This window comes from Alcanivorax sp., from assembly GCF_040118815.1.
Taxonomy (GTDB): domain Bacteria; phylum Pseudomonadota; class Gammaproteobacteria; order Pseudomonadales; family Alcanivoracaceae; genus Alcanivorax.
Window position 1 is genome coordinate 1 of record NZ_JBEDTC010000011.1, and the last position, 23,900, is coordinate 23,900.

Annotated in this window: 23 protein-coding genes and 1 pseudogene; 14 read left to right on the top strand and 10 right to left on the bottom strand. The window is 56.5% G+C overall.

Annotated elements, in window-relative coordinates:
- Window positions 1–755 (top strand): annotated as a pseudogene (locus ABNH18_RS07340) (hypothetical protein); the annotation flags it as partial.
- Between the two features lie 195 nt (window positions 756–950).
- Here the strand turns inward: ABNH18_RS07340 and ABNH18_RS07345 are convergent.
- Together ABNH18_RS07345 and cobB are read right to left on the bottom strand one after the other, a co-directional pair.
- Window positions 951–2,024 (bottom strand): 3-deoxy-7-phosphoheptulonate synthase, encoded by a 1,074-nt coding sequence (locus tag ABNH18_RS07345; RefSeq protein ID WP_349382189.1) that lies wholly within the window; start codon window positions 2,022–2,024, stop codon window positions 951–953.
- 306 nt (window positions 2,025–2,330) lie between these two features.
- On the bottom strand, window positions 2,331–3,041 hold the full coding sequence (gene cobB / locus ABNH18_RS07350) for a Sir2 family NAD+-dependent deacetylase (protein WP_349382190.1): 711 nt from the start codon (window positions 3,039–3,041) through the stop codon (window positions 2,331–2,333).
- Between the two features lie 34 nt (window positions 3,042–3,075).
- Between cobB and ABNH18_RS07355 the strand changes: the two genes are divergently transcribed.
- The 6 genes from ABNH18_RS07355 (at window position 3,076) to ABNH18_RS07380 (ending at window position 7,988) form a co-directional block, all read left to right on the top strand.
- Window positions 3,076–3,450 (top strand): hypothetical protein, encoded by a 375-nt coding sequence (locus ABNH18_RS07355; protein ID WP_349382191.1) that lies wholly within the window; start codon window positions 3,076–3,078, stop codon window positions 3,448–3,450.
- A 158-nt stretch (window positions 3,451–3,608) separates the two neighbouring features.
- Window positions 3,609–5,141: a GNAT family N-acetyltransferase gene (locus tag ABNH18_RS07360; RefSeq protein WP_349382192.1), complete on the top strand. Its 1,533-nt coding sequence runs from the start codon at window positions 3,609–3,611 to the stop codon at window positions 5,139–5,141.
- Window positions 5,142–5,505: 364 nt separating this feature from the next.
- Complete coding sequence (locus tag ABNH18_RS07365; protein WP_349382193.1) at window positions 5,506–5,880, top strand: hypothetical protein; 375 nt, start codon at window positions 5,506–5,508, stop codon at window positions 5,878–5,880.
- Window positions 5,881–6,021: 141 nt separating this feature from the next.
- Window positions 6,022–6,714, top strand: coding sequence for a hypothetical protein (locus ABNH18_RS07370; RefSeq protein WP_349382194.1), 693 nt, complete (start codon window positions 6,022–6,024; stop codon window positions 6,712–6,714).
- Window positions 6,715–6,898: 184 nt separating this feature from the next.
- A complete protein-coding gene (locus ABNH18_RS07375) occupies window positions 6,899–7,297 on the top strand; it encodes a hypothetical protein (RefSeq protein WP_349382195.1) in 399 nt (132 codons plus the stop codon).
- A 73-nt stretch (window positions 7,298–7,370) separates the two neighbouring features.
- Window positions 7,371–7,988: a DUF1287 domain-containing protein gene (locus ABNH18_RS07380; protein WP_349382196.1), complete on the top strand. Its 618-nt coding sequence runs from the start codon at window positions 7,371–7,373 to the stop codon at window positions 7,986–7,988.
- A gap of 11 nt (window positions 7,989–7,999) precedes the next feature.
- Here the strand turns inward: ABNH18_RS07380 and ABNH18_RS07385 are convergent, their stop codons facing one another.
- Window positions 8,000–8,809: an amidohydrolase family protein gene (locus ABNH18_RS07385; protein ID WP_349382197.1), complete on the bottom strand. Its 810-nt coding sequence runs from the start codon at window positions 8,807–8,809 to the stop codon at window positions 8,000–8,002.
- 83 nt (window positions 8,810–8,892) lie between these two features.
- Between ABNH18_RS07385 and ABNH18_RS07390 the strand changes: the two genes are divergently transcribed.
- Together ABNH18_RS07390 and ABNH18_RS07395 are read left to right on the top strand one after the other, a co-directional pair.
- Window positions 8,893–9,288 (top strand): winged helix-turn-helix transcriptional regulator, encoded by a 396-nt coding sequence (locus ABNH18_RS07390; protein WP_349382198.1) that lies wholly within the window; start codon window positions 8,893–8,895, stop codon window positions 9,286–9,288.
- 16 nt (window positions 9,289–9,304) lie between these two features.
- On the top strand, window positions 9,305–9,715 hold the full coding sequence (locus ABNH18_RS07395; RefSeq protein WP_349382199.1) for a GFA family protein: 411 nt from the start codon (window positions 9,305–9,307) through the stop codon (window positions 9,713–9,715).
- Window positions 9,716–10,084: 369 nt separating this feature from the next.
- Here the strand turns inward: ABNH18_RS07395 and ABNH18_RS07400 are convergent, their stop codons facing one another.
- The 3 genes from ABNH18_RS07400 to ABNH18_RS07410 are packed head-to-tail and all read right to left on the bottom strand — an operon-like array spanning window position 10,085 to window position 13,540.
- Window positions 10,085–10,246 (bottom strand): hypothetical protein, encoded by a 162-nt coding sequence (locus tag ABNH18_RS07400; RefSeq protein ID WP_349382200.1) that lies wholly within the window; start codon window positions 10,244–10,246, stop codon window positions 10,085–10,087.
- A complete protein-coding gene (locus ABNH18_RS07405) occupies window positions 10,243–11,352 on the bottom strand; it encodes a PepSY-associated TM helix domain-containing protein (protein ID WP_349382201.1) in 1,110 nt (369 codons plus the stop codon). The genes ABNH18_RS07400 and ABNH18_RS07405 overlap by 4 nt, the downstream gene beginning before the upstream one ends.
- A gap of 40 nt (window positions 11,353–11,392) precedes the next feature.
- On the bottom strand, window positions 11,393–13,540 hold the full coding sequence (locus tag ABNH18_RS07410) for a TonB-dependent receptor (RefSeq protein ID WP_349382202.1): 2,148 nt from the start codon (window positions 13,538–13,540) through the stop codon (window positions 11,393–11,395).
- 202 nt (window positions 13,541–13,742) lie between these two features.
- Here ABNH18_RS07410 and ABNH18_RS07415 point away from each other — a divergent pair, with 202 nt between their 5' ends.
- Entirely contained in the window at window positions 13,743–14,504 is a 762-nt protein-coding gene (locus ABNH18_RS07415; RefSeq protein WP_349382203.1) for a pseudouridine synthase, read from the top strand.
- 76 nt (window positions 14,505–14,580) lie between these two features.
- On the opposite strand, the gene ABNH18_RS07420 is transcribed toward ABNH18_RS07415, so the two are convergent.
- Both ABNH18_RS07420 and ABNH18_RS07425 read right to left on the bottom strand, forming a co-directional pair.
- Entirely contained in the window at window positions 14,581–15,465 is an 885-nt protein-coding gene (locus ABNH18_RS07420) for an oxygenase MpaB family protein (protein WP_349382204.1), read from the bottom strand.
- Between the two features lie 122 nt (window positions 15,466–15,587).
- Complete coding sequence (locus ABNH18_RS07425; protein WP_349382205.1) at window positions 15,588–16,472, bottom strand: LysR substrate-binding domain-containing protein; 885 nt, start codon at window positions 16,470–16,472, stop codon at window positions 15,588–15,590.
- A 142-nt stretch (window positions 16,473–16,614) separates the two neighbouring features.
- On the opposite strand from ABNH18_RS07425, the gene ABNH18_RS07430 reads away from it, so the two are divergent.
- Entirely contained in the window at window positions 16,615–16,818 is a 204-nt protein-coding gene (locus tag ABNH18_RS07430; RefSeq protein WP_349382206.1) for a hypothetical protein, read from the top strand.
- A gap of 101 nt (window positions 16,819–16,919) precedes the next feature.
- Here ABNH18_RS07430 and ABNH18_RS07435 read toward each other — a convergent pair whose 3' ends face one another.
- Window positions 16,920–18,575: an electron transfer flavoprotein-ubiquinone oxidoreductase gene (locus ABNH18_RS07435; RefSeq protein WP_349382207.1), complete on the bottom strand. Its 1,656-nt coding sequence runs from the start codon at window positions 18,573–18,575 to the stop codon at window positions 16,920–16,922.
- 464 nt (window positions 18,576–19,039) lie between these two features.
- Here ABNH18_RS07435 and ABNH18_RS07440 point away from each other — a divergent pair, with 464 nt between their 5' ends.
- The 3 genes from ABNH18_RS07440 (at window position 19,040) to ABNH18_RS07450 (ending at window position 21,751) form a co-directional block, all read left to right on the top strand.
- Window positions 19,040–19,789, top strand: a complete 750-nt coding sequence (locus tag ABNH18_RS07440) for an electron transfer flavoprotein subunit beta/FixA family protein (RefSeq protein ID WP_349382208.1) — start codon at window positions 19,040–19,042, stop codon at window positions 19,787–19,789.
- A complete protein-coding gene (locus ABNH18_RS07445; RefSeq protein WP_349382209.1) occupies window positions 19,789–20,718 on the top strand; it encodes an electron transfer flavoprotein subunit alpha/FixB family protein in 930 nt (309 codons plus the stop codon). The genes ABNH18_RS07440 and ABNH18_RS07445 overlap by 1 nt, the downstream gene beginning before the upstream one ends.
- A 250-nt stretch (window positions 20,719–20,968) precedes the next feature.
- A complete protein-coding gene (locus ABNH18_RS07450) occupies window positions 20,969–21,751 on the top strand; it encodes an SDR family NAD(P)-dependent oxidoreductase (RefSeq protein ID WP_349382210.1) in 783 nt (260 codons plus the stop codon).
- Window positions 21,752–21,836: 85 nt separating this feature from the next.
- Here ABNH18_RS07450 and ABNH18_RS07455 read toward each other — a convergent pair whose 3' ends face one another.
- Window positions 21,837–23,894, bottom strand: coding sequence for an LTA synthase family protein (locus ABNH18_RS07455; protein WP_349382211.1), 2,058 nt, complete (start codon window positions 23,892–23,894; stop codon window positions 21,837–21,839).
- Window positions 23,895–23,900 lie beyond the last annotated feature (6 nt).

Sequence of the window (23,900 nt, forward strand, 5' to 3'; positions counted from 1 at the left end):
GCAATCCGCTGACCGAGCAATTGTGCCCGGAAGCGTCTGCTGAAAGCCCGATTGACCCGGCAGCGTGCTTCATGGAAGCGGCCGAAGGGCTTGCCCCAGATGGCGGCGGTTTGCCAGGCACAGACGGAAATCCATTTGGTCCGGTGCTGGAACCGTTCTGCCCAGAAACCGCTGAAGCGGAGCTTGGCGCGACGGTGCCGTTTGAATGCTTGATCGAAGCGGGCGGCAACTTCGGTGACGTGCAGGACCTATTGTTGGGCAGCAATCCGCTGACCGAGCAATTGTGCCCGGAAGCGTCTGCTGAAAGCCCGATTGACCCGGCAGCGTGCTTCATGGAAGCGGCCGAAGGGCTTGCCCCAGATGGCGGCGGTTTGCCAGGCACAGACGGAAATCCATTTGGTCCGGTGCTGGAACCGTTCTGCCCAGAAACCGCTGAAGCGGCCCTTGGCGCGACGGTGCCGTTTGAATGCTTGATCGAAGCGGGTTCCGCCTTTGGCGACATTCAAGAGGCTATCTCAGGTTCTAATCCGTTGACCGAGCAGATTTGTTCAGAAGAATCGGCTGACGGTACTGTGGACCCTGCGGCATGTTTCATGGAAGCGATCAGTGGTGGCGCTGGAGGTAATGGTACGCCGCTGGATCCGATCCTTGATGGAATCTGCCCTGATGCGGCAGCGGGTGGCCTTAGCCCGACGCTGGCATTCGAGTGTCTGCTGGAAGGCGGTTCTGGCTTGGCCGGCTTGTTCGGCGGCTGAAGTTAGCCCTGCTAACCGTTTGAAGAAGCCCGGCAATTGCCGGGCTTTTTTTGTTCTGTTTTCCAGGAAGAGTGTTGCGCCGGGAGCTGGTCTGCAAGCGAAGTGGATCGATAGGCAGCAGCAAACCTCATAGGGCGAAGGGCGACACCCACAAAAAAGCCGCCTCTAGGGCGGCTTTTCGTATACTGCGGGGCGTTATTTCTGCCGTTTCGGCAGTACCTCGCGCAGTTTGTCGGCCATGCTGCGAATGGCTTCTTCGGTGGTGTCCCAAGCAATACAGCCGTCGGTGATGGACACTCCGTATTCCATGTCGTCCAGGTTCGGCGGGATCTTCTGGTTGCCGAATTTCAGGTGTGATTCCACCATCAAACCGAGGATGGACTCGTTGCCTTCCAGAATCTGGTTGGCGATGTTTTCCATCACCAGCGGCTGTAGGCCCGGGTCCTTGTTGGAGTTGGCGTGGGAGCAATCCACCATGATGTTGGTGGAAACGCCGGCTTTCTCCAGCGCCTGCTCGGCCAGCGCCACGGACACGGAATCGTAGTTTGGCTTGCCGCCACCGCCACGCAATACCACGTGGCCGTACTGGTTGCCCTTGGTGGTGGTCAGCGCCACGCGGCCTTCCGGGTCGATGCCCAGGAAGCGGTGCGGGTGCTTCACGCTGAGCATGGCGTTCACGGCCACATCCAGGCTGCCGTCGGTGCCGTTCTTGAAGCCCACCGGGCTGGACAGGCCGGAAGACATTTCCCGGTGTGTCTGGCTTTCGGTGGTGCGCGCGCCAATGGCGTTCCAGGCGATCAAATCCTGCAGGTACTGCGGGGTGGTCGGGTCCAGCGCCTCGGTGGCAGCAGGCAGGCCCAGTTCAGCCACATCCAGCAACAACTTGCGGGCGATATGCAGGCCGTCTTCCACCTTGAAGGAATCGTTCATGTAAGGGTCGTTGATCAGCCCTTTCCAGCCGACAGTGGTACGCGGCTTCTCAAAGTAGACACGCAGCACCAGGTAGATGGTATCGCTCACCTCATCGGCCAGCTTCTTCAGCTTGGCGGCATATTCCATGGCGGCGTCCGTATCGTGGATCGAGCAGGGGCCAATCACCACGAACAGGCGATGGTCCTTGCGGTCCAGAATATTACGGATGGTCTCGCGGCCGCTGATCACTGTCTGAAGGGCATTCTCGCTGAGAGGCAGCTTTTCCTTCAGGGCGTTGGGCGTAACCAGTACGTCCTGCGAGGCAATGTTGAGGTCGTCTACCTGCTTGTCGGTCATGATGTGCTTTGCTACCTGTAGTTGCTGGAGGCCCCGTACCCCGTTCTTGCGCGGCGGGCTCTGGCTGACACTCCTTTTGTAGAGGTTCAGCAGTCTAGCGGAATCAGGCGGCTAGAGAAATACGGGGTGGGCTCTGGGAGAAATAGATGGGGGCAATTTAGCAAGCCACAAGCTGCAAGCTACAAGGCGCGGGATAGGTCTCGGGTAATGGAACGGGTAGTGCCCGCGTTGCGGCGTATCAGCGCGAAGATCCATCCCTGGCGGATACTGTGAATCCAGCCTCGTGTTGCAGCTTGTAGCTTGTAGCTATAAACCGGCTATTAACGCTTCCACATAGGCCGGCACTAATTCCGAGGCCAGCCCATGCTGGTGCTCCGCGAAGGCGGTAAGCCGCTGGGAGGGCTCCAGGTTCAGCTCCACGGTGTGCGCCCCATGGCGGTTGGCTTCTTCCACAAAGCCGGCGGCCGGGTACACATTGCCGCTGGTGCCAATGCTGATAAAACGGTCGCACTGGGCCAGAGCACGGTAGATCGTTTCCATCTGCAAGGGCATTTCCCCGAACCACACCACATGGGGGCGCAGGCAGCCTTTGCCGCCGCAAAGGGGGCAGGGCAGGCTGACGGTCAGGTCGTGGTCCAGGTCCACCAGCCCGCCGCTGGTTTGGCAGCGCCCCTTGAGCAGTTCGCCGTGCATGTGAATTAGGTTGCGGCTGCCGGCCCGCTCGTGGAGGTCGTCGATGTTCTGGGTCACCAACAGCACCTTGCCCGCCGGAAACGCTTTCTCTAACGTGGCCAGCGCCCGGTGAGCCGCATTGGGCTGAATAGCCGGCGTGAGCAGCTGTTGGCGGCGCTGGTTGTAGAAGTTCTGCACCAGCAGGGGGTTGCGCAGAAATGCCTCCGGGGTGGCCACATCTTCCACCCGGTGGTTTTCCCACAGCCCGTCAGCGGCGCGGAAGGTCTTGATACCGGATTCCGCAGAGATTCCGGCGCCGGTAAGTATTACAATGTTTTCAGCCATTTATCCGCCCGTATTACGTAAGGTTTGAGACTCTATGGATACCATTATCGACCTACAGGAAAACCTCAGCCTGCCACCGCGCGGTAACGTGAGCCTGCTGCACTTTCATCAGGGCATGGTGCTGCTGGTCGGCGAAGATGCGGTGGGCCTGTATCGCGACCGGGTCGCCATCGATGACCCTCTGGCCAATGGTGTCATCGGCTACGAAACCATTCCACCTTCATTACAGCCGCAGTGGAGCAGCGAATGCGGCTTTGTCCGTGAGCACCAGTCCGGTTTTGTGGGGCTGAACGGCGATGGGGTGATTTTTATTCGTCCGGACGGCGTGGCGCTCTATCCCAGTGGCATGCATGCGTTGCAGAATCGGGATATGAGCTGGCTGATTCCTTTCCCGCCATTGAATGCGTAGAAGAGACGCAGCATGCGACACGCGGCACGCAACACGGAAAAGCAAAAAACGTCGTAACCTGCAGCATTGAAGCGCGGTTGCGGCATTGAAGAGATGAATTGACCTGTATCGCGTTGTTGCGTTGAGCGTGACGCGTGCAGCGAAAAACGGAGTTTTATATGGCCGAAGAAACCACTCGCCTGCGTCTGCGTACGCTTACCGAAGACGATTACCCGGCGTTGGCGCGTCTGATGAATCAGGTCTATCACGATATCGGTGGCGCCTGGCCGGAAGATACCATCAAGACCCTGATCCGTATTTTTCAGGACGGGCAGTTGGTGATCGAAGACAATGGCGAGCTGGTGGCCACGGCGCTGACCATCAAGGTCAAATACGACCGTTTCTCCAACCCGCACCGCTACGAAGACCTGATTACCGATGACAAGGTGCGTTCCCACGACAAAAATGGGGATGCGCTTTACGGCCTGGATGTGTTCGTGGACAAGGAATACCGCGGCTACCGGTTGGGGCGTCGTCTTTACGAAGCGCGCAAAGAGCTGTGCCGGGAAGAAAACCTGCGCGCCATTCTGGCCGGGGGGCGCCTGCCGGGGTTCACCAACTACGCTGACCAGATGAAGGTCACCGAGTACATCGAGCAGGTGGAATCGCGCGCCATTTATGATCCGATTCTGTCATTTCAGCTCTCCAACGGTTTCGACGTAAAACGGCTGATGAAAGCGTACCTGCCGGAAGATGAAGACTCCCACGGCTACGCGACCTTGTTGGAATGGGACAACATTCTCTACGAACCGGAAGACGACGACGCCGAATGGCCGCGCCGTACCGTGGTGCGTGTGGGCGTGGTCCAGCGCCGCATGCGCGCCGCTCGTGACGTGCAGGACCTGCTCAATCAGGTGGAATTCTTTATCGACGCGCTGTCCGATTATCGCGCCGATTTTGCCGTGCTGCCGGAGTTCTTCAGTGCGCCGCTGATGGGCCTGCGCCCGGAGCTTAATTCCGTGGAAGCGGTACGTTTCCTGGCCAGCTTCACCGAAGAAGTCCGCGATGCGCTGGCGGATATGGCAGTGAGCTACAACATCAACATCATTGGTGGCTCCATGCCGGTGATTGAAGATGACAAGGTTTACAACGTGGCCTACCTGATGCGCCGCGATGGCTCGGTAGAATCCCAGTACAAAATTCACATCACCCCCCACGAGCGCCGTGACTGGGTGATCCAGGGCGGTGACAAGTTGCAGGTGTTCGATACCGACGCGGGCAGGGTGGGTATCCTGATCTGCTACGACGTGGAATTCCCTGAACTGGGCCGCATCCTAGCCGACGAGAAAATGGACATCCTATTCGTGCCGTTCTGGACCGACACCAAAAACGGCTACTTGCGCGTGCGTCACTGTGCCCAGGCCCGCGCCATCGAGAACGAATGCTACGTGGCCATTTCCGGCTCCGTGGGCAACCTGCCGCGAGTGGACGCGGTGGATATCCAGTACGCCCAGTCGTCGGTGTTTTCTCCCAGTGATTTCTACTTCCCCCACGATGCCATCATCAGTGAGTCGGTGCCCAACACCGAAATGCTGATGTTTGCGGATGTGGATTTGGAAAAACTGAAACTGCTGCACCGGGAAGGGTCGGTGACCAACCTGCGGGATCGTCGGGACGATCTTTATAGCCTGGATTGGAAGAAGAAAGACTAAACCCTCAGGGCAGGGCCGTCCGGCCCTGCCTGTTACCTTTGTTTCTGTAGGAACGTAGCGTAGCGAAGTAACGCACGTAGTTCCGTGCGGCCCGAAGGGTGAGCGAAGCGAATACGGCGCTTGAGCCGCGAACACCCTTTCAAAAGCCACCTTCGTCAGAAAAATTCGCCCAAACGGGTATTAAAACTTGGACCCCCGCTAGCACCTTCCTCATATCACAGCCGCCCGGAAAGCATGCCGTTGTAACCCGTTGAGATTTCTGCTTTTATCGGTCGATATATGATTTCGATAAATAGGATATGACGCCGGCGCTTTTATTGGATGTTCGAGCGGGCTTTCTAATACCTGTTAAGTGTAGGCAAGTATGGAGTGGACTGAGCTTAAACTGTTCCAGGGCATTGATCTCAATGATTCGTTCGTTTTGGGGTGGCGTCACGAAGGTTGGAATGTCATTTTCGATATTGAAGCAAGCATTTGGCCATCTTCTGAGCATTACATGACACCGAAGGCCAATGAATACACTTGCTATCGCAGAGCTACGCTGGCGTTCGAGAATATTAGTGAATGCGTAGGGTTGTTACCCATGGCAAGTGCGCCAAAGTCCACTGATGAGGTGGGAGAGATAGACTTTGGGAATATTGACTCGCTTTTCTTACTGGAAGACGGGTTCGAAGTTTCAGGTGATTTCGGAAACCTTAGCATTAAGGGAGGCGAGCTTCTCTTTGAAATCCACACATAAAAAAGCCATTAAATTCGCTCCCTGCGGTCGCCTGACCTCGTTTCACTCGGCCGTTTATGGCGCGATGCGGGGTCAGGTCTTGCCCCGTGCGCCAAGTAGAAAAAGGCAAGACCTGCCCCCGGAATTGTGAGTGATACACGCATGAATATAGATCTCACCAAACCAAAAGATCTGCCCGAACGGTTTGCTTCAAAGTTAGAATCCATTCGGCGGCTTTGCGAAGAGACGGAATTTTCCGAGGAGCTGGTTGGTAACCCAGAGGTGGTTTCCCTAGTCCACGATATCGACCGCTTTTGTAATATGAATCAAGTGATAGGCGTTCACTACACTAGAGCTATCCCCGCCAGTATCCGAACGCGCGGGTTGTTGGTAAGAAATGGCGAGGATATCAGGCAATCCTTCTTGAAGGATCATGGCTATATATTTTCATCATCCGAGATCGATGAGATCAAGAAACGATGGGGAAGCTATTTTTCTGGTAGCCAAAGCGATGGGAGAGATGGACGTATATTCTTTAACTTTACTGAAAAGGAGCTAGGCAAAAGCGGTACGAAATACCTTCTTGGCCTTTATGGCGGTGAGCAGGTCAGTATGTGCTTCGAACTTGATGAGCCCATTGGCCAAAAGCTCGCAAAGATTGGACAGCCTCTGGTAGTAAAGTGTGTACTTCAGCCATCCTTAGTGAAAACGTTTATCGAATATCCTTGGGGGAAAATGTTGGTATCCTCGTACCATTTTATGGTAAATCCCGAAGCTTGCCGTATTGATCAAGACGGGTACCAGTCTGTCCCTGTCAATCCAAATAATATCGTAGAAATAAGAGCACTAACATGATGTGGGCGCAGGTCTTGCTCCGTGTATTTCATCGAACCCGGAGGGGAGCGTTGATGGCTCGGCTGTTCGCGCCTCAAGCGGAGCTCCTACAGCAGGCTTTCGCACCAGCGTAGAAATAGTGATCTTGTCGTTCTCTGGCAAGCCGAATGAAATCAAAATAACCCTGAAATATTTTGGAGAGATAATGAACGCCAACCTGATCCGAAACGGTTTTATCGCCGCTGCTGCCATGAATATCGGTGGTGTGCTGCTTTTTTCCCGTGCCTTTACCAATGACGCCATCAACCAGGCCGATCCGGTGGTGATGTCCAACTTTGGGCTCTTGATGATTGTGGTGTGGGGGCTGGCGTATTTGGGGGCGGCCTTTATTAAGGGGAATCTTCGCTGGTTAGCGGCGGCCTTTGCCATTGAGAAGCTGGTGTACGTTGTGGCCTGGGTGTTGTGGATCTCTGGCAATGACCTTGGTGCTTTGTACGAGCAAGACCTTTTCGCCGGGGCTTTCTTTAGCATCTATGGGCTCAATGACGTGGCCTTTATGTTGTTCTTTGGTTGGGTGGCGTTTTCGCAACGCTCTAATAGCTAACCATTCATTTTGAATCTCTGCTAACCGACAGGAAAGAACCCGTTAAATGGATGAGGGAAAGAGGGGCAGGAATATGCCGCTACGCTTGGCACGTGGGTTAGCGTTACTTTGGATGCTGTTGTCAGGCGCTGTGCAGGCTAACGCTTTTCAACAGGAGCTGGTGTCGGCGGCCCTTGAGCGCACGCAGCATCAGGTGAGCTACAACGGTGCCTATTACCGGTTGGATTACCCCAATGGCGATGTGCCGGCCAATATTGGTGTCTGCACGGATGTCATCATCCGTGCTTACCGTGCCGTTGGCACGGATCTGCAGGTCAAAGTCCATGAGGATATGGTCGCTAACTTCGCAGCTTATCCGTCCAAACGGATCTGGGGGCTAGCTTCCACTGATCGCAATATCGACCACCGCCGCGTGCCCAATCTGCAAGCTTTCTTCAGTCGCCATGGTGAGTCATTGCCCGTCAGTGATAGCCCCGCGGATTATGTGCCGGGGGATCTGGTGACCTGGATGTTGCCGGGTAACCTGCCGCACATCGGCATTGTTACAGACCGGACAAGCGAGGGCAGCGACAACCCGCTAATTGTGCATAACATTGGTGCCGGCCCCGAACTGGAGGACATGCTGTTCGACTATCCGATTACCGGGCACTACCGTTACCGTCCCTCATCGAACGCTGGGAACACCCGGTAAATCATTGCCTGTTAGGACAGGCCAAAAATCCGTTGGGCGTTGCCGGCGAGAAATAGCGATTTTGCCTCCTCATCCAGGCCGAGGGCGTCGAGCCCTTCCAGTGCCTTTTCGGCAGTGATCATGGGGTAATTGGTCCCGAACAATACCTTGCTACGGCCGTGGTGGCGCATGAAATCTACCAGTGCGGCGGGATAGCGGTTGGCGGTGTAGGCGGAAGTGTCGATGTAGACATTTTCGTGCTTGGTGGCAACGGCGATGGCTTCTTCGGTCCATGGGTAGCCGATATGGCCTGCGACAATGTTCAATTCTGGAAAATCCAGCGCGACCTGATCCAGATAGAGGGGACGGCCCACTTCGCTGGGCATTAACGGGCCGGTGTGGCCAATTTGGGTACAAAAAGGAATGCCGAGTTCGGCACAGGCCGTATACACCGGATAAAAGCGCCGATCGGTGGGCGGCACTTCCCATAGCCAGGGCAGTACGCGTATGGCTTTGAAGCCCAGTTCATTAACGCAGCGTTGAATTTCCTGTACCGCTGCCATGGGGCGTGAGATATCCACCGAGCCGACCCCAATTAATCGGTTTGGCGCCTGATCAACGAACTGAGCGACTTCATCATTGGAAATCATGCTCTTGCCGGGGGCTTCCCAGGCAGAAATCAAACTCTGATCCACGTTGCCGGCATCCATCAGGGCAATCGTGGTGGACACGGGAAGCTCCGATTGCGGTTTTGGCATTTTCGTCCAGCGCCGTAGCGAATCGAAGATAGGGTCCTGTAGGTGACGCAACGTGGGGTGTTGGGCCCAGGCATCAATGATCATGGTTTGCTCCTCGCGTGTGCTAGCATGGTGCTATTAAATGGATAACGCTATTAAAGTAATAGCGATCTGTCAGGAGATCAAGCGTGGCGCAAAGTCGACCTGTTAAACCGGGCCAGCCGGTCCGTAATTCTCAATCCGGCCAGCCCATCATGGTGGCTCTGGATCTGCTGGGTCGTCGCTGGGCGTTGCGTATCCTCTGGTGCCTGCGAGACCATCAGCAAAAGAGCACCCGCGTATTGCAACAGGAATGCGGTATCAGCTCGCCCAACGTGTTGATGTCGCGGCTCAAGGAGCTTCGCGAGGCGGGAATCGTGGTGCTGGAAGAGAGCAGCGGCTACGCCCTTACCGAATTGGGGGGCCAGCTCATGGAGTCCATAGGGCCGTTGGCTCAGTGGGCTGATGAATGGGCCAGACAATCAGGCAGGGACGATTTAGCCTGTTATGGGCGTGCCGAAAAGGCCCGTCAATCAGATGACTGAATAAGCGGAGGAAACGATGGCAACTTATCCGATCCAAGGCGCTTGCCAGTGCGGCGAGGTGACCTACCAGTTATTGGCTGAACCCCAGAAGGTGCTGGCCTGCCATTGCAAGGCCTGCCAGAAGCTGTCCACCAGTGCGTTCAGCCTGACTGCCGTTGTACACGCCAAAGACATCGTGTTTCACGGTGAAATGCGCGAATGGTTGCGTACCGCTGACAGTGGCAATACCAGTGCGGCCATGTTCTGTCCCACCTGCGGCAATCGCATTTACCACGTTAACCCGGATGACCCCGATAGTATTAAGCTCAAACCAGCCAATCTGGCGGATACCAGTATTCTTGAGCCTCAGGCGCATATCTGGATCAGCGAAAAACAGGATTGGTTCAAGATTCCGGAAGGGGTGAAAACCTTCGACAGGCAGCCGTAGGCGTGCTGCCTGGCTGGCCGTGGCTGTGAAGCAGCGGATTTCTCGTTAAAAAAAGGTGCGGGATGATTAACGTTTGGATGGTCAGGACCGTCGCTATTCTGGACGTTTTTCTCGGCGTGATGTTTTGGGCTGCCGATATCGGGTCGCCTGTGTCGAGTAATAACCTCACTACGGTTTCTGGCTCGTCTCTTGAACTCAAGATCCCTGCTACGTTCTGCCTTGCCCTTGGCGTAGCTCTTTTTGTGCTGGATCGATATCCGTGGACGCGGCCAGCCGCTGTCATGGCCACTATGTTTCAGGTTGTCGGGGCTGTCGTCGCGCTGGGGTATATCAGCGTGGGGTGGCTCCTACAGTAGCCTATGGCGGGTGTCAGTGTCGTTTGGCGTAGGCGTAAATCACGGCGGCAACCGGGAGGCCCAGGCCTAACCACGACACGGTGTCGTAGACACCATCGCCGAGCAGGGCGGCCAGCAATCCCACGATACTGGTGATGCCGATCAGCAGGGGAAGGGCAAAAATACGGCCCATCATGCACCTCCTGTTGTGCGATTTCGTCGCCGCACCCACCACAGGTACAGACCGGTCACCAGCACCACAATGGTAAACAGGTCCAGTACAAACCAGAGAATCTTCAGCGGTAATCCGCCGTAATCCCCAAAGTGTAGTGGCCCGGAAAGGGCGAGTGCCTTGTTGTACCAGGGCATCTCGCGCATGCCGGCAAACTCTCCGGTGCGTGCATCAATCAGCACCGGTGTGGTGATGTGCGAGGTCAACGGCGTGTTGCCGTGCAGGAAAATGGCGTAGTGATAGTTGGTAGACCAGGAGCCACCGGGGAAGGCCACGAATTGCAGGGTCATGTCTGGCGCTGCTTCCACTGCCTGCTTGACGGCATCATCCAGCGAGGCCATCTCAGCCGGGGTGGGAACAGTGTCGTCCTGGTAGCCGGCAGTCAGGTCGGCCAGTGCCTGGGTTCGCCAGGTAGTGGTGATGGGGTCAGCCAGGCTGTTCACCACTCCGGTGAGGCCCACCACGGTGAGCCAGGCGACGGTCACGATGCCAAGCAGGTTGTGATAGTCCAGCCACTTGATGCGTTTGGCGCGCTGGGTGCGCAAGGCACCGAATTCCAGCTTGCGCATGAAGGGGGCATAGAGCACAACGCCGGACACAATGGCGATGATCAGCAGCAGGCCCATAGCGCCCAGGAACAGCATGCCGGGTAAGCCCAGGAACATGTCGGTGTGCAGTTGCAGCAGGAATTCCATGATGTCGAAGCCATCGTGCCCGGGTACCGGTTCACCGCTGGTTCGATCGAAGGACGCCATGGTCATATCGCGGCCGGGGGAATCCGGAGCGGGACCACTGGTGACGTTAATCACCGGGCGGTCGATATCGAAGCTCATGTACAGCGGGACTTCGCCGGGGCGGTGCTGCGCCGCCTGCTCGAGAATATCGTCCAGACTTAGCAGCGCACCGTCAGGGTTGGCGGGTTGCCAGTGGTCACTGTGGAGAACGCTGTCGAGTTCATCATGAAAGATCAGGGGTAGTCCGGTGATACAAAGCATCAACAGGAAAGCGGTGCTGATCAGGCTGGTCCAGGTGTGCAGCGAGGACCAGGTTCGGAACGTGCTTTGTTTCATAAAAGATTGCCCCGGCACAAGCCGGGGCGTTTCCCAGGGATCAGAATTCGTAGGTGCCGGATAGCATAACGGTACGTGGCGCGCCTACGGTCAGGTAGCTGGAACCGGGGAAGCCGCCGGCGGAAGCCCAGTAGTCCGCATCTGCCACATTTTCGACCCGGGCGCGCAGGGTTAGCATCTTAGCGTCTCCGACTGGGATCAGATAGCGGGCACCGAGATCCAGGCGGGTCCAGTCCGGTATCTTCTGGGTGTTGGCGGCATTCGCATACTGGGAGCTGGTGTAAATCACGCGGCCGTCCAGGGACAGGCCTTCCGTGCCGGGGACAGCCCAGTCCACATTCAGGTTGGCCTGGGTGTCCGGGGAGCCAATGGCGTCTTCACCATCCACGTCGGTATCCAGCAAACTGACACCACCGAGCACCGTCAGGCTGTCCAGTGGCTTACCGTAGGCCATCAGTTCCAGGCCGTTGTTTGTCTGGTCATCCACGATTTTGAATGTGTTGTTGCCGTCGTAGCCGGTAATGGGTTTCTTGCTTTGGAACAGTGAAATGCTGCCGCCCAGATTTCCGGCGTCGAACTTCATACCCAGTTCGGTCTGTTCGGTGGTGAAGGGGGCAATGGTTTCCCCGGCGTTAGCCACCGGCTGGCTGTTGTTGTTGGCGGGGGCGTTACCGCCTTTCACCAGGCCTTCGATGTAATTGGTGTAGAGGGAGACGGAATTGGTGAGTCGGTACAGCACACCAACGGACGGGGTCACATCGTTATCTTCGTACTTGTTGCTTCGATCACCGGTGTTGTAATCGTAGCTGGTGTCTTCGATTTCCTGGTAGCGGGCACCGAGCGTCACCAGGAGTTTATCGTCCAGCATGGCAAGCTGGTCAGCCAGTGCGACGCTGCGCATCTGGGTTTTGATGGTAGTTTTGGGATCGTTCAGATCGCCACCGGCGAAACCCAACGCCGGCATGGGAGCCGTCTGGGGGTTATAGATATTGCCGGTGATGCCTCCCCCAAAGATAAAGGCGTTCTTGGAGTCCAGTTCATAGCTGGCGGTGGACAGGCTCAGGGTGTGGCCTATCTCGCCGGTTGCCAGTTCCCAGCGAACCCCGGCTTCGCCAGTGATGACGGTATCTTCCCGGACATTCTCGAAACGGTTCGCGGTGTAATCGCCAGCGGTATTGTTCACGGTGGGGTTGGCGAAGATGGCGTCTTCGTCGCCTTGGCGGACCCCGGCAGCAAGCCAGGCGGTGACGTTATCGGCAAAGTCATATTCTGCGCGCAGGGTGCCAAACAGGTCTTCAGAGTTGGAGTAAGTCCAGGGTTGGGCGACGCTCTTGTCGGCATCCGGGGTTTTCTGGATGGGCACGCCGGAGGCAAAGGTGATGCTGGGCATGGATGCATCCATGCTGACCTTCTGAAAGCCCAGATCAGCGGATAAGCGCAGGTTTTCTTCGCGGAAATCCACACCGATATGTGACATGGATATTTTCTGGTTCTCACCATCCACAGCGGTGTCGCCATCGCGGCGGGCGGCGTTGATACGGATGCCGGCACGGCCATCATCACTGCGGCGTGCCAAGTCTACTGCGCCGTAACCCTGGCCGCCGCTCTCCACGCCGAGGGTAAACTGGTTCACCGCATAGTTGGGGGCGCGTTTGGGCAGTACGTTGATTGCACCGCCCAGTCCACTGCCGCCGGGCGCGGCGCCGTTCAGGAACGCATTAGCACCGCGGAATACCTGGACGCGCTGAATGAACTCCGAGGACAGGTATTGGCGGGGCAGCAGGCCATACAGGCCGTTGTAGCTCATGTCGTCGGAATACACCGGCAGGCCGCGTACCAGATAGACCTGCTGGAAGTTGCCGAAGCCACGGGCAACGCGAACCGCAGGGTCATTCAAAAGTACATCACCGACACTTTCGGCCTGCTGGTCTTCGATCAGCAACTCTGTGTAGTTGGTGAAATTGTAAGGCGTTTCCAGTGTGTCCTGCTTGCCCAGAACTCCCAGGGATCCGCCCTCGGCTACTTGGCCACCCGCATAGGCGTCACTGAGCCCTTCTTTGGAGGCATCAGCACTGCTTTGTACTTTTACCGCTTCAAGAACATGGCCTTCTTCATCGGCTGCATGAGCAAAGGGGGCGGTGATACAGGCGAGCGTCAGTGCGGTCAGGCGATAGGGGAAGGTCGACATGGCAATCCTGTAGTGGCAGCGGAGGGAGTATTTGGATAACGGCCCGGCTCGGCAGTGGCGCAAAGCGTTATTCAGTGTGCTCTTGATAAAATTATGATTACTAATAAGAACTGTTTGTGTTCTCTTTTCATAATGATATTTTCTAATGCATAAATAGCATTTAGCTATCACCATCTCGATTCTTGACAGGTAAACTGCGCCGATGCCAACCCGCTACCATCGTCTCGATCGTTTTCTCAGCCAGGCTCTGCAAGTCAGCCGCAGTGGACTGCGGCCGGTGTTGGCTGCGGGGCGTGTCCAGGTGAACGGTGTGCCGGTACGTGACCGCCAGCAGAGAATCGGCCCCTTCGACCGGGTAGAGCTGGATGGTGAGCTACTGCAAAGTGAAGCGCCACGTTATCTGATGGTGAATAAGCCAGCCGGCGTGGTCAGTGCCACCAGCGATGACCGACACACCACCGTGATGGATTTGTTGCCCGCGTCCCAGCGCGAGGGTTTACACCTGGCAGGAAGGCTGGATTTCAACAGCACTGGCCTGGTGTTGCTGACGAACGATGGCGCCTGGTCCCGGCAGCTGAGCCAGCCGGAGAATCAGGTTCGCAAGCATTACCGGGTGACGGTGGAGCAGCCTCTGACGGAGGATTATGTGGCCGCGTTTTCGGAAGGCATGTGGTTCGAATTCGAGGGCATAAAGACACGCCCGGCAACGATCAGGATCCTTGGTACTTACGAAGCGGATGTCTGGTTGTGCGAAGGCCGGTATCACCAGATCAAGAGAATGTTCGGGCGGTTCGATAACAAGGTGCTGACGTTGCATCGGTTGGCAATAGGTCATCTTGTGATGGATGACAGCTTGAAGCCGGGCGAGTGGCGAGAGCTTTCGTCGCTGGAGCTTTCCTCGATTTTTCCTGAGGGCAAGGGAAAGCATTCACTTTGCGGGCAAGGCTCCAACAGCGATCAATGATTATTGTTGGAGGCTTGTTCACAAGGCGCAGGGGATGAGCGTCACCAAAAGGTTCCGGTGTCCCGGATTTGAGTCGTTAAACCAGCGGCTTGTCATGCTTCAGGCGGCGGCGGAAATCCCATAACACCAGGTTGTAGGGTGCCTGTCGGATGACGCGCGGTAGCAGCAGACTGATGCGGCCAATGGTGCGCACGGTACGCTCGAAACGCCGCTGTTTCTTGTCATTCCATTTCAGCTGCATTTGCTCACGGATCTCGACTGGCAGGAAACCGGTGGTCACAAACCGGTTGAAACGCCCCAGCAGAAACCGGGTTGGCGAGCTGAGGAATGTCAGGTCGGCAATGATCATCAGATACTGGCGAATGCGCTCGTCGATGTGGAGCTTCTGGAGACTCTCCTGCCAGTAGGCGTCAAACGCCTCCAGATCTTTCGGCCAGGTATCCTGGCGCACTTGCAGGGTGGTCCCCAGCGGGTGGGCCAGCTGGTAAAAGATTTCCTGTTCCTCCTGGCTCATTGGCCCATGGAGTTTCTGGTGGGTGTCCACGAAGCCCCAGTAGAGACAGGCGGCGACCCACATCTGCAGGTTTTCATCGAAGGCGTTGTATTTCACCGGTGAATCTTCGGTGGAGTGTACTTGGGCATGGGAACGATTCACTGCCTTGCGGTAGGACAGCTTCTCTTCGCTGGTGCCCATCATGGCGACGGCCAGGTAGGTGAAGGTGGTGCGCGAGCGTTTGACAGGATGATGCAGGATTGAGCCACTTTCCACCCGGCTTTCCACCACCCCATACCCCACTGCTGGCAGAGCCAGTTGCAGGATGATGTTGGCGCCACCGGCCAACAGCATGGCGCCATCGAAGATACCGGGGAATTGCTGGTCCAGTTCCCCGGCTGTGAGGGGAGTGGGCCATTCGTGTTCCAGTCGCGCCTGGCGGCTTTTCAGGTTGGCTTGAGCGGTCATTGTTTTTTTTCCTCGCGGTCAGCGGGTTCATGCGCCTGCTTCATTTCATGCTAGCGAGGAGTACGCCATCAAACAATGAGACAAAATAAACTATCTGTATCATGTTGCCTTTTTCTGGCTGCTTATAGCCGCAATGCCCGGAAAACCGCTCGCACATGGCCGGCGAGCACATGGGTGGCAGAGCCTTCCTCGCCCCGATAAAGCATAGCGATTTGGTAATCGCCCAGTTCGGGGAGGGGGTATTCGTCATCCAGCTGCTGCAAGGGTGGCTGGATCAGACTAAGAGGGAAGGGACCGATGGCCAGATCTGCCTGCATGGCAGCTTCCTGGCCGGCACAATGTTCGCTGGTATAGGCGACCCGGTAGCGATACTCGCTGCGGTCCAGCGCTTCCAGCGCTATTTTGCGCCAAGGGCAGCCTTGGCTGGCCAAAGCCAGCGGCAGCGGATTCTGGGTGACCGCGATACCACTCTGGGCGCCTGCCCATACCAACGGTTCGCTATGCACCACTTCCCCCCGTGCTGGTCGCGCTTGCTTGCCCGTGGTCACCATAATCAGGTCCAGTTTGCCGGCATCCAGTTGCTGCAACATGTCGGCGCTGCGTCCGACAAGAACATTCACCTGTACGGCAGGGTGGGAGCGGGAAAATTGGGTCAACACCTGGGGCAGAATGCGGGTGCCGATATCATCCGGAGTGCCGAGCCGCACGGTGCCTTCCAGCTCCGGGGCGGTGAAGTGGCTGATCGCTTCCTGGTTCAGTTTTAGTAGCCGCCGGGCGTAACCGAGCATGGCCTCTCCTTCGGCGGTCAGGCTGACTCGCCGGGCTTCGCGGAGAAATAACCGTTGGCCAACCTGTTCCTCCAAGCGCTTGATTTGCATGCTCAGCGCGGAAGGAGTGCGGAACACTTCGTTGGCGGCCTGGGTGAAGCTCTCGGTTTCAGCAATGGCCACGAAACTGCGCAGGATTTCCGTATCCAGCAGGGGCTGGAGAGGGGGGCTGGGTGGCATGATTGACCTTTCAGAAAAATTGAACGATAGGTGCAGTTCTTTTCGATTTACTGATCATAAACCGGATTGCATTATGGAGGCCAATCACAGCCCAGCTGCTCAATTCAACCACTCCATATTGTCACCAGACAGGGAGGAGACCATGAAGCACAACGAAACCCAGACACTTGAAGCCCCGGTACAGATTCAGTCCCGCAAACCGGATTTGCACATGCCTGCCATGCCTCCGCTGGCGATGATGGATGCGTTGGATTATCGCATTCGTTTGGCTTGGTACCGCCTGCGCAAGAATCGCGCGGCGCAGCGTGCTCAGGTGATTCAGCGCCTGCAAAGGCCGTTGGCTTAACCCTGTCTCTGCATTGCTCGGGTGCTTCCCCTGACACCCGGCAACAAAAAAGGCGCCTGAATGGGCGCCTTTTTTGTTTGTGACACGGAATCCGTGGCGAATTACATGTTCGGGTAATTCGGGCCGCCGGTGCCTTCCGGTGCCACCCAGTTGATGTTCTGGGTGGGGTCCTTGATGTCACAGGTTTTGCAGTGGACGCAGTTCTGGGCGTTGATCTGGAAACGATTTTCGCCGGTGTTCTCGTCCTCTACCACTTCATACACGCCAGCCGGGCAGTAACGCTGAGCCGGCTCGTCCCACTTGGGAAGGTTGACTTCCAGCGGCACGCTTGGATCTTTCAGTGTCAGGTGACACGGCTGATCTTCTTCGTGGTTGGTGTTGGACAGGAATACGCTGTCCAACTTGGCGAAGGTGATCTTGCCATCCGGTTTCGGGTAGTCGATCTTCTTGCTCTGGTCCGCTGGCTTCAGGGTCGCGTGATCCGGGGTGGTATCGCGCATGGTGAAGGGCAGTTTGCCGTTGAACAGGTTGATGTCTACGAACGCAAAGGCGGAACCGATCAGGTTGCCAAACTTGTGCTGGGCCGGGCCGAAGTTACGCTGCGCGTGCAGTTCTTCGTAAACCCAGCTTTTCTCGAAGGCGTCTTTATATTCGGTCAGCTCGTCGCTGCCGCGGCCACCCTTGAGGGCTTCAGCCAGGATTTCAGCGGCAATCATGCCGGATTTCATGGCAGTGTGAGTGCCCTTGATCTTGGCAAAGTTCAGGGTGCCGGCATTACAGCCCACCATCAGACCACCGGGGAAGGTCATCTTCGGCAGAGATTGCAGACCACCTTTGGAGATGGCACGAGCGCCATAAGAGACACGCTTGCCGCCTTCCAGATGCTTTTGAATTTCCGGGTTGGTCTTCCAACGCTGCATCTCATCGAACGGAGAGACGTGCGGGTTGGAGTAGGCCAGATCGGTGATCAGGCCCAAGGCAACCTGGTTGTTCTCGATGTGGTACAGGAACGCACCACCCGGGGAGCCGGATTCGGTCAGCGGCCAGCCAGCGGTGTGAACCACCAGGCCTTCCTGGTGCTTGGCCGGATCAATGTCCCACAGTTCCTTGATGCCGAGGCCGTAGTGTTGCGGGTCGGTGCCTTCGCGCAGGTTGAATTTTTCCTGCAGCTGCTTGCCCAGGTGGCCACGGCAGCCTTCGGAGAAAATGGTGTACTTGGCGTGCAGCTCCATGCCCGGCGTGTAGCTGGGTTTGTGCTCGCCATCGTGGCCGATACCGGAATCGCCGGTGGCGATACCTTTTACCGAGCCATCTTCGTTATACAGCACTTCACTAGCGGCGAAACCGGGGAACACTTCGATACCCAGGCCTTCGGCCTGCTCACCCAACCAGCGGCACAGGTTACCCAGGGAAATAATGTAGTTCCCTTCGTTGTGCATGGTTTTAGGAACGAACATGTTAGGCACTTTCTGTGCCTTTTCCGGGCCGGTGAGAAAGAAGATTTCATCACCGGTGACCTTGGTGTTCACCGGCGCACCCAGTTCCTGCCAATTGGGGAACAATTCATTCAGGGCGCGTGGCTCGAGCACAGCACCGGAAAGAATATGGGCGCCAACTTCGGAGCCTTTCTCTACAACAACAACACTGATTTCCTGACCGGTTTCCTGGGCAATCTGGCCCAGACGGCAGGCGGTTGCCAGACCGGAAGGACCGGCGCCAACGATGACTACGTCGACTTCCATAGATTCGCGTTCCACAGCCTGTCTCCTCGCTATCAATTGCGTGTTTGGCCCGGGAGCCACTGAGAAAGATGTTCTGACATTTGCAGCAACAGAAAATCTTTCTCAGTGGCCGACCGAGACCAACCTTGGGGTGGCGCGGAGTATATAGAGATAGAAGAAACCACACCACTATTGGGGTTGACCCCGCTGACGTGAACCTGTGTCAACATTTGAACAGCCGCGGGACACTTTCAAACAAGTGTTTGGATTATCTCTTGCTAGATGGTTGATTTTCAACAAAATCGCCGACCGACAGGTCACAAAAAGTGGACAGTTTGTGTGGTCTATTTGCAGCAAAATCATCTGCTTACAGATTTTCGGCCTATTGACCTGCTGTGGGCGAGCGTTCAAGATAGCGGCTCTTTCGCGGGGGTGGACCCGGCAACGGCGTCATGTCGCCTCCTTCTACAAGTCACCCAATGGAACATTCCGAGGATCCTATGAAGGTTCTTGTACCCATCAAGCGGGTCGTTGATTACAACGTCAAGGTTCGCGTGAAGGCTGATAACACTGGTGTTGATCTCGCCAATGTTAAAATGGCCATGAATCCCTTTTGTGAAATCGCTGTAGAAGAAGCAGTGCGTCTGAAAGAAAAGGGTGTGGTTACCGAAATCGTTGCCGTTTCTATCGGTCCAAAGACCGCTCAGGAACAGCTGCGTACTGCCATGGCTCTGGGCGCTGACCGCTCCATCCTGGTCGAAACCGACGAAGACGTTCAGCCGCTGGGCATTGCCAAAGCGCTGAAAGCCATTGTTGATGAAGAGAAGCCTGAGCTGGTTATCCTGGGCAAACAGGCTATCGACGGCGACAACAACCAAACCGGCCAGATGCTGGCTGCGTTGGCTGGTCTGCCGCAGGGCACGTTCGCATCCGAAGTGGATGTGGCTGACGGTAAAGTGAAGGTTACCCGTGAAATCGACGGCGGCCTGCAGACCGTTGAGCTGAGCCTGCCGGCAGTGGTTACCACTGACCTGCGCCTGAACGAGCCGCGTTACGCGTCTCTGCCGAACATCATGAAAGCCAAGAAGAAGCCGCTGGACGTTAAGACCGCAGCTGATCTGGGCGTTGACCTGACTCCGCGTGTTACCACCGAGAAAGTGGAAGCACCGGCCGAGCGTCAGGCTGGCATCATCGTTGGCTCTGTTGACGAGCTGGTCGAGAAACTGAAGAACGAAGCGAAGGTGATCTGATGAGTGTATTAGTTTACGCCGAACACGATAACGCCGCGCTCAACAAAGTTACCCTGAGTGTGGTTGCTGCTGCCAAAGATATCGGCGGTGACATCACTGTGCTGGTAGCCGGTAAAGGCTGTGGCGCTGTTGCTGAAGAAGCGGCCAAGGTTGATGGCGTTTCCAAGGTACTGTGCGCAGACAACGATGCCTACGAGCATCAGCTGGCTGAAAATATTGGTGATTTGGTTGCTGAAGTGGGCGCCGATTACAGCCACATTCTGGCGGCTGCCACCACCACCGGTAAGAACTTCGCGCCCCGCGCGGCGGCTCTGCTGGACGTGGCTCAGATCTCCGAGATCTCCGACGTGGTCGATGCGGATACGTTCAAGCGTCCGATCTACGCCGGTAATGCCATTGCTACCGTGAAATGTGGCGATGCCAAGAAAGTGATCACCGTGCGCGGTACCTCTTTCGATGGTGTTGCAGCAGAAGGCGGTTCCGCCTCTGTTGAGAGCCTGGACGTTGTTAAAGACGCGGGCATCTCCTCCTTTGTAGGTGAAGAGCTCGCCAAGTCTGACCGTCCTGAGCTGACCGCTGCCGAGATCGTGATCTCCGGTGGTCGCGGCATGGGTAACGGCGAAAATTTCGAAATCCTGTACAAGCTGGCTGACAAGCTGGGCGCTGGCGTGGGTGCATCCCGTGCCGCCGTTGACGCAGGTTTCGTACCCAACGACATGCAGGTCGGTCAGACCGGTAAAATCGTTGCGCCGAACCTGTACGTTGCGGTTGGCATCTCCGGTGCCATCCAGCATCTGGCCGGCATGAAAGACTCCAAGGTCATCGTTGCTATCAATAAGGACGAAGAAGCCCCCATCTTCCAGGTGGCGGACTACGGCCTGGTGGCTGACCTGTTCGAAGCAGTACCGGAGCTGGACGGCAAGCTGTAAAAACAGCTCGCAGTTAAGCACCAGAAAAACCCGGCCTTGTGCCGGGTTTTTTGTTTCTGGTCAGAAGAAAAGCCAGTTAAAAGTTCAAAGTGTAAAGTTAAAAAGCGTGGGGGACCCCCTCTGGTTTTGAGTGGCCGTGCTCGCGCCATTAACGATAATCGCGGTGACGACCCGGCAGGATTCTCGGCCCTTGGTCGCGTTTTAACTTTGCACTTTGAACTTTCAACTCATCGTCCCTCCGAGATACCCGATGCAAACTTTCAACGGAAAAACGGCACTGATCACAGGCGCCTCCAGCGGTATTGGTGAACAAATGGCGCGACAGCTTGCGGCTGGTGGCTGCCACCTGATTCTGGTGGCGCGGCGTACGGACAGGCTGGATGCGTTGGCCAGCGAGCTTGGTGCGGTCACTGTTGATGTGATTACCGCGGACTTGGCTGATCCACTCGCCGCCGATGATGTGTTTGAACGAACCCAGGCGTTGGGGCGGCAGGTGGATATTTTGATCAACAATGCCGGTTTTGGTTTTCAGAAACCCTTGTTGTCACTGCCCATGACGGATCAGCTGGGCATGGTGGATGTGAACGTGCGCAGCCTGCTGGCGTTAACCCAACGTTTTGTCGCCCCCATGGTGCAACGCGGGCAGGGTTGGGTGCTGAATGTGAGTTCGGTGTCCGCGTGGTTTCCTATTCCAGGCATGGCCACTTATGCGGCCAGTAAAGCGGCGGTGCTACACCTGAGTCGGGCGCTCCATGAAGAATTAAAGCCGTTCGGCATTATCGTGAGTGTGTTGTGTCCGGGCGGCACTCGTACGGAATTTTCTTCCCTGGCCCGTGAAAAAATGGATCCGGATTTGGAGAAAGCGATGATGCCAGCGGACAGGGTAGCTGCTGCAGGGTTGCAGGGGCTTGCCAGTGGAAAAGCGGTTGTGGTGCCTGGTGTGCTTTATAAGCTTATGGTCGCGGTGACGCGTGTATTGCCGGGCGCCTGGGTGGCACGGCTAGCGGGCTCAGTAATGGGGCGCCATCACTAAAGTGAATTGACGGCAGATGCCCGACGAAAACACAGGTTATCCGGTATGTGTTTCGTCAGGCTTCCAGCCTCAAGCGTCAGGTGTTTTATTTCCCGGTTTTTCCGTCTTTGTCATCCACGTTGTCGTAGAACATATAACGGGCCGTTTCGTATTGTCCACGGGCCAGGTCGTACAGTTTTTCAAAGACTTCGGGGTGTTGCTCGGCGCGGTCAGTTTCCGGGTCATCGCTGTGTAGATCGTGAAGGGTGGCGTTGCTGCCATCGTGGTTCATGCGCACGAAGTAATCCTTGGTCAAGGCGCCATACACCGGGCGTGGCCCTTCCTGCATCACCACAAAGCTGGCTCGGTCGCCTTCCGGTGCCGGGCTCTGAATGTCTCGGCCCAGGGTGGTGTTGCGGTAGGTCAGGCCCAGCATGCCGGCGACGGTGGGCATCACATCGGTCAGCCCGACTGACTGTTCAATTACACGGTGTTTCAGGTAAGCGGGTGCATAAATCATGTGAGGCACATGATTGCTCTCCAGTCCCAGTTTTTCCATGGCCGGTGGCATGTGGGGGATGGTGGTAATGCGGTTGTTATGATCCCCGAAGAACACAAAGATCGTATTATCGAAATAATCACTGGTGCGCGCCATTTTCATGTATGCGCCCACGTTGTAGTCGAGCAGGCGTACGGCGTTGTATTGCGCGGGATTACGGAACCCGTGTTCTCTCAGTTCTTCTTCCGGTATATCCCGCGCTTCGAAGTCCCCGTTTTTTTCAGGAATGGTGAAGGGGCGGTGATTGCCGGCGGTCTGGATAAAGGCGAAGAAGGGCTGATCGTTTGGCAGATCGGCCAGTATCTGATTGGACTCGCGGAATAGCTCCAAGTCGGATATTCCCCATACATCCACATTGGGGGCCTTCCAGTCGCCTTCCTCGTATAACTCTATTCCGTCAATGCTTTGCTGAATCAGCCCGTCGATGTTGGCCCAGCCGGCGTTGCCGCCGACGAAGTAGAACTTGCGGTAGCCCTTGAATTCGTTCAACACCATGCGTTGATGGCCGGTGAGAGGGTTACGGCTGGCACTTTCCGTGGGGGCCACATCAGGAATGCCGGTGAAGGTGGCCCAGATGGTTTTGGCGGTGCCGGTAACCGGTACGTAGAAGTGTTTGAAGAACCAGCCTTCATCGGCAATCTGATCCAGATTAGGAGTGGGGTTAAAGGGGGTGCCATAGGCGCCGACACGGCTGGCGCCGAGAGACTCCAGCATTACGAACACCACGTTTGGCGGCTGATCGTAATCCAGCTTGTGGGACTGCACATCCACAATACGGTCGAAGTTAAGGTCCTCGCGCTGGTCTGCCGGAATGCCCAGATAATCCGCCATCAGAGGGTAATACTCTTTCACCGCGTCCTTGTCGTAGGGCGAGGCAGGAATGAGGGTGGTGTCGTAGAAATACAGTACCGGATTCAGCCCCAGGGACCCTACGGCCTTGTTGCCGGTGGCAAAGGCTTCGCTCCAGCGCAGCGGAATCGGGTTGGAAAAATTGATGTTGCTGACGCGGCCAAGAATGGCGAAGAAAAACAGGGCGAAGCAGATAAAAAAGCCTAATGTGGCCTGGCTTTTGGAGATGCGAGTCTGCGGACGGCCGAGCAAGGTTTTCTCAATCCACAGGGCGGCCCAGAAAGTGAGCGCGGTGGTGATCAGCCAGCCCAGGGTGATCCAGATAACGGGGTAGCTCTCCCAGACCATCTGGGTGGAAATGGCGGTGTCTTCCAGAAAGCGTAACGCGGTGACATTGAGCCGGTCGGCCAGGTAGGCGTAGTGGCCAAAGTCGAGAATATAGGTGAGAACCAGCAGCAACAGGGCCAGCAGCAGGTAGGCATGGCTGACAAAGCGGGCAATGCTGCTGCGTAACAGGTTGAGCCAGGGCAGGTAGGCCAGTGCGGCCAACGGGAGCATCATCAGCAGGGCCAGGCGCAAGTCAAAGCGCAGGCCAATGCCCCAGGCGGTGAGAATGGTGTCGGTGGCGATATCACTGTCACCGGATAAAGGGGAAAAGCCGAAATAAAACACGGCGCGCAGTACTACCATCAGCGAGAAAAAGAGCGCGGTGATGGCCAACAGGTACTGCAGGCGTCGGGATTTCAACCAGGTCATGCGTTT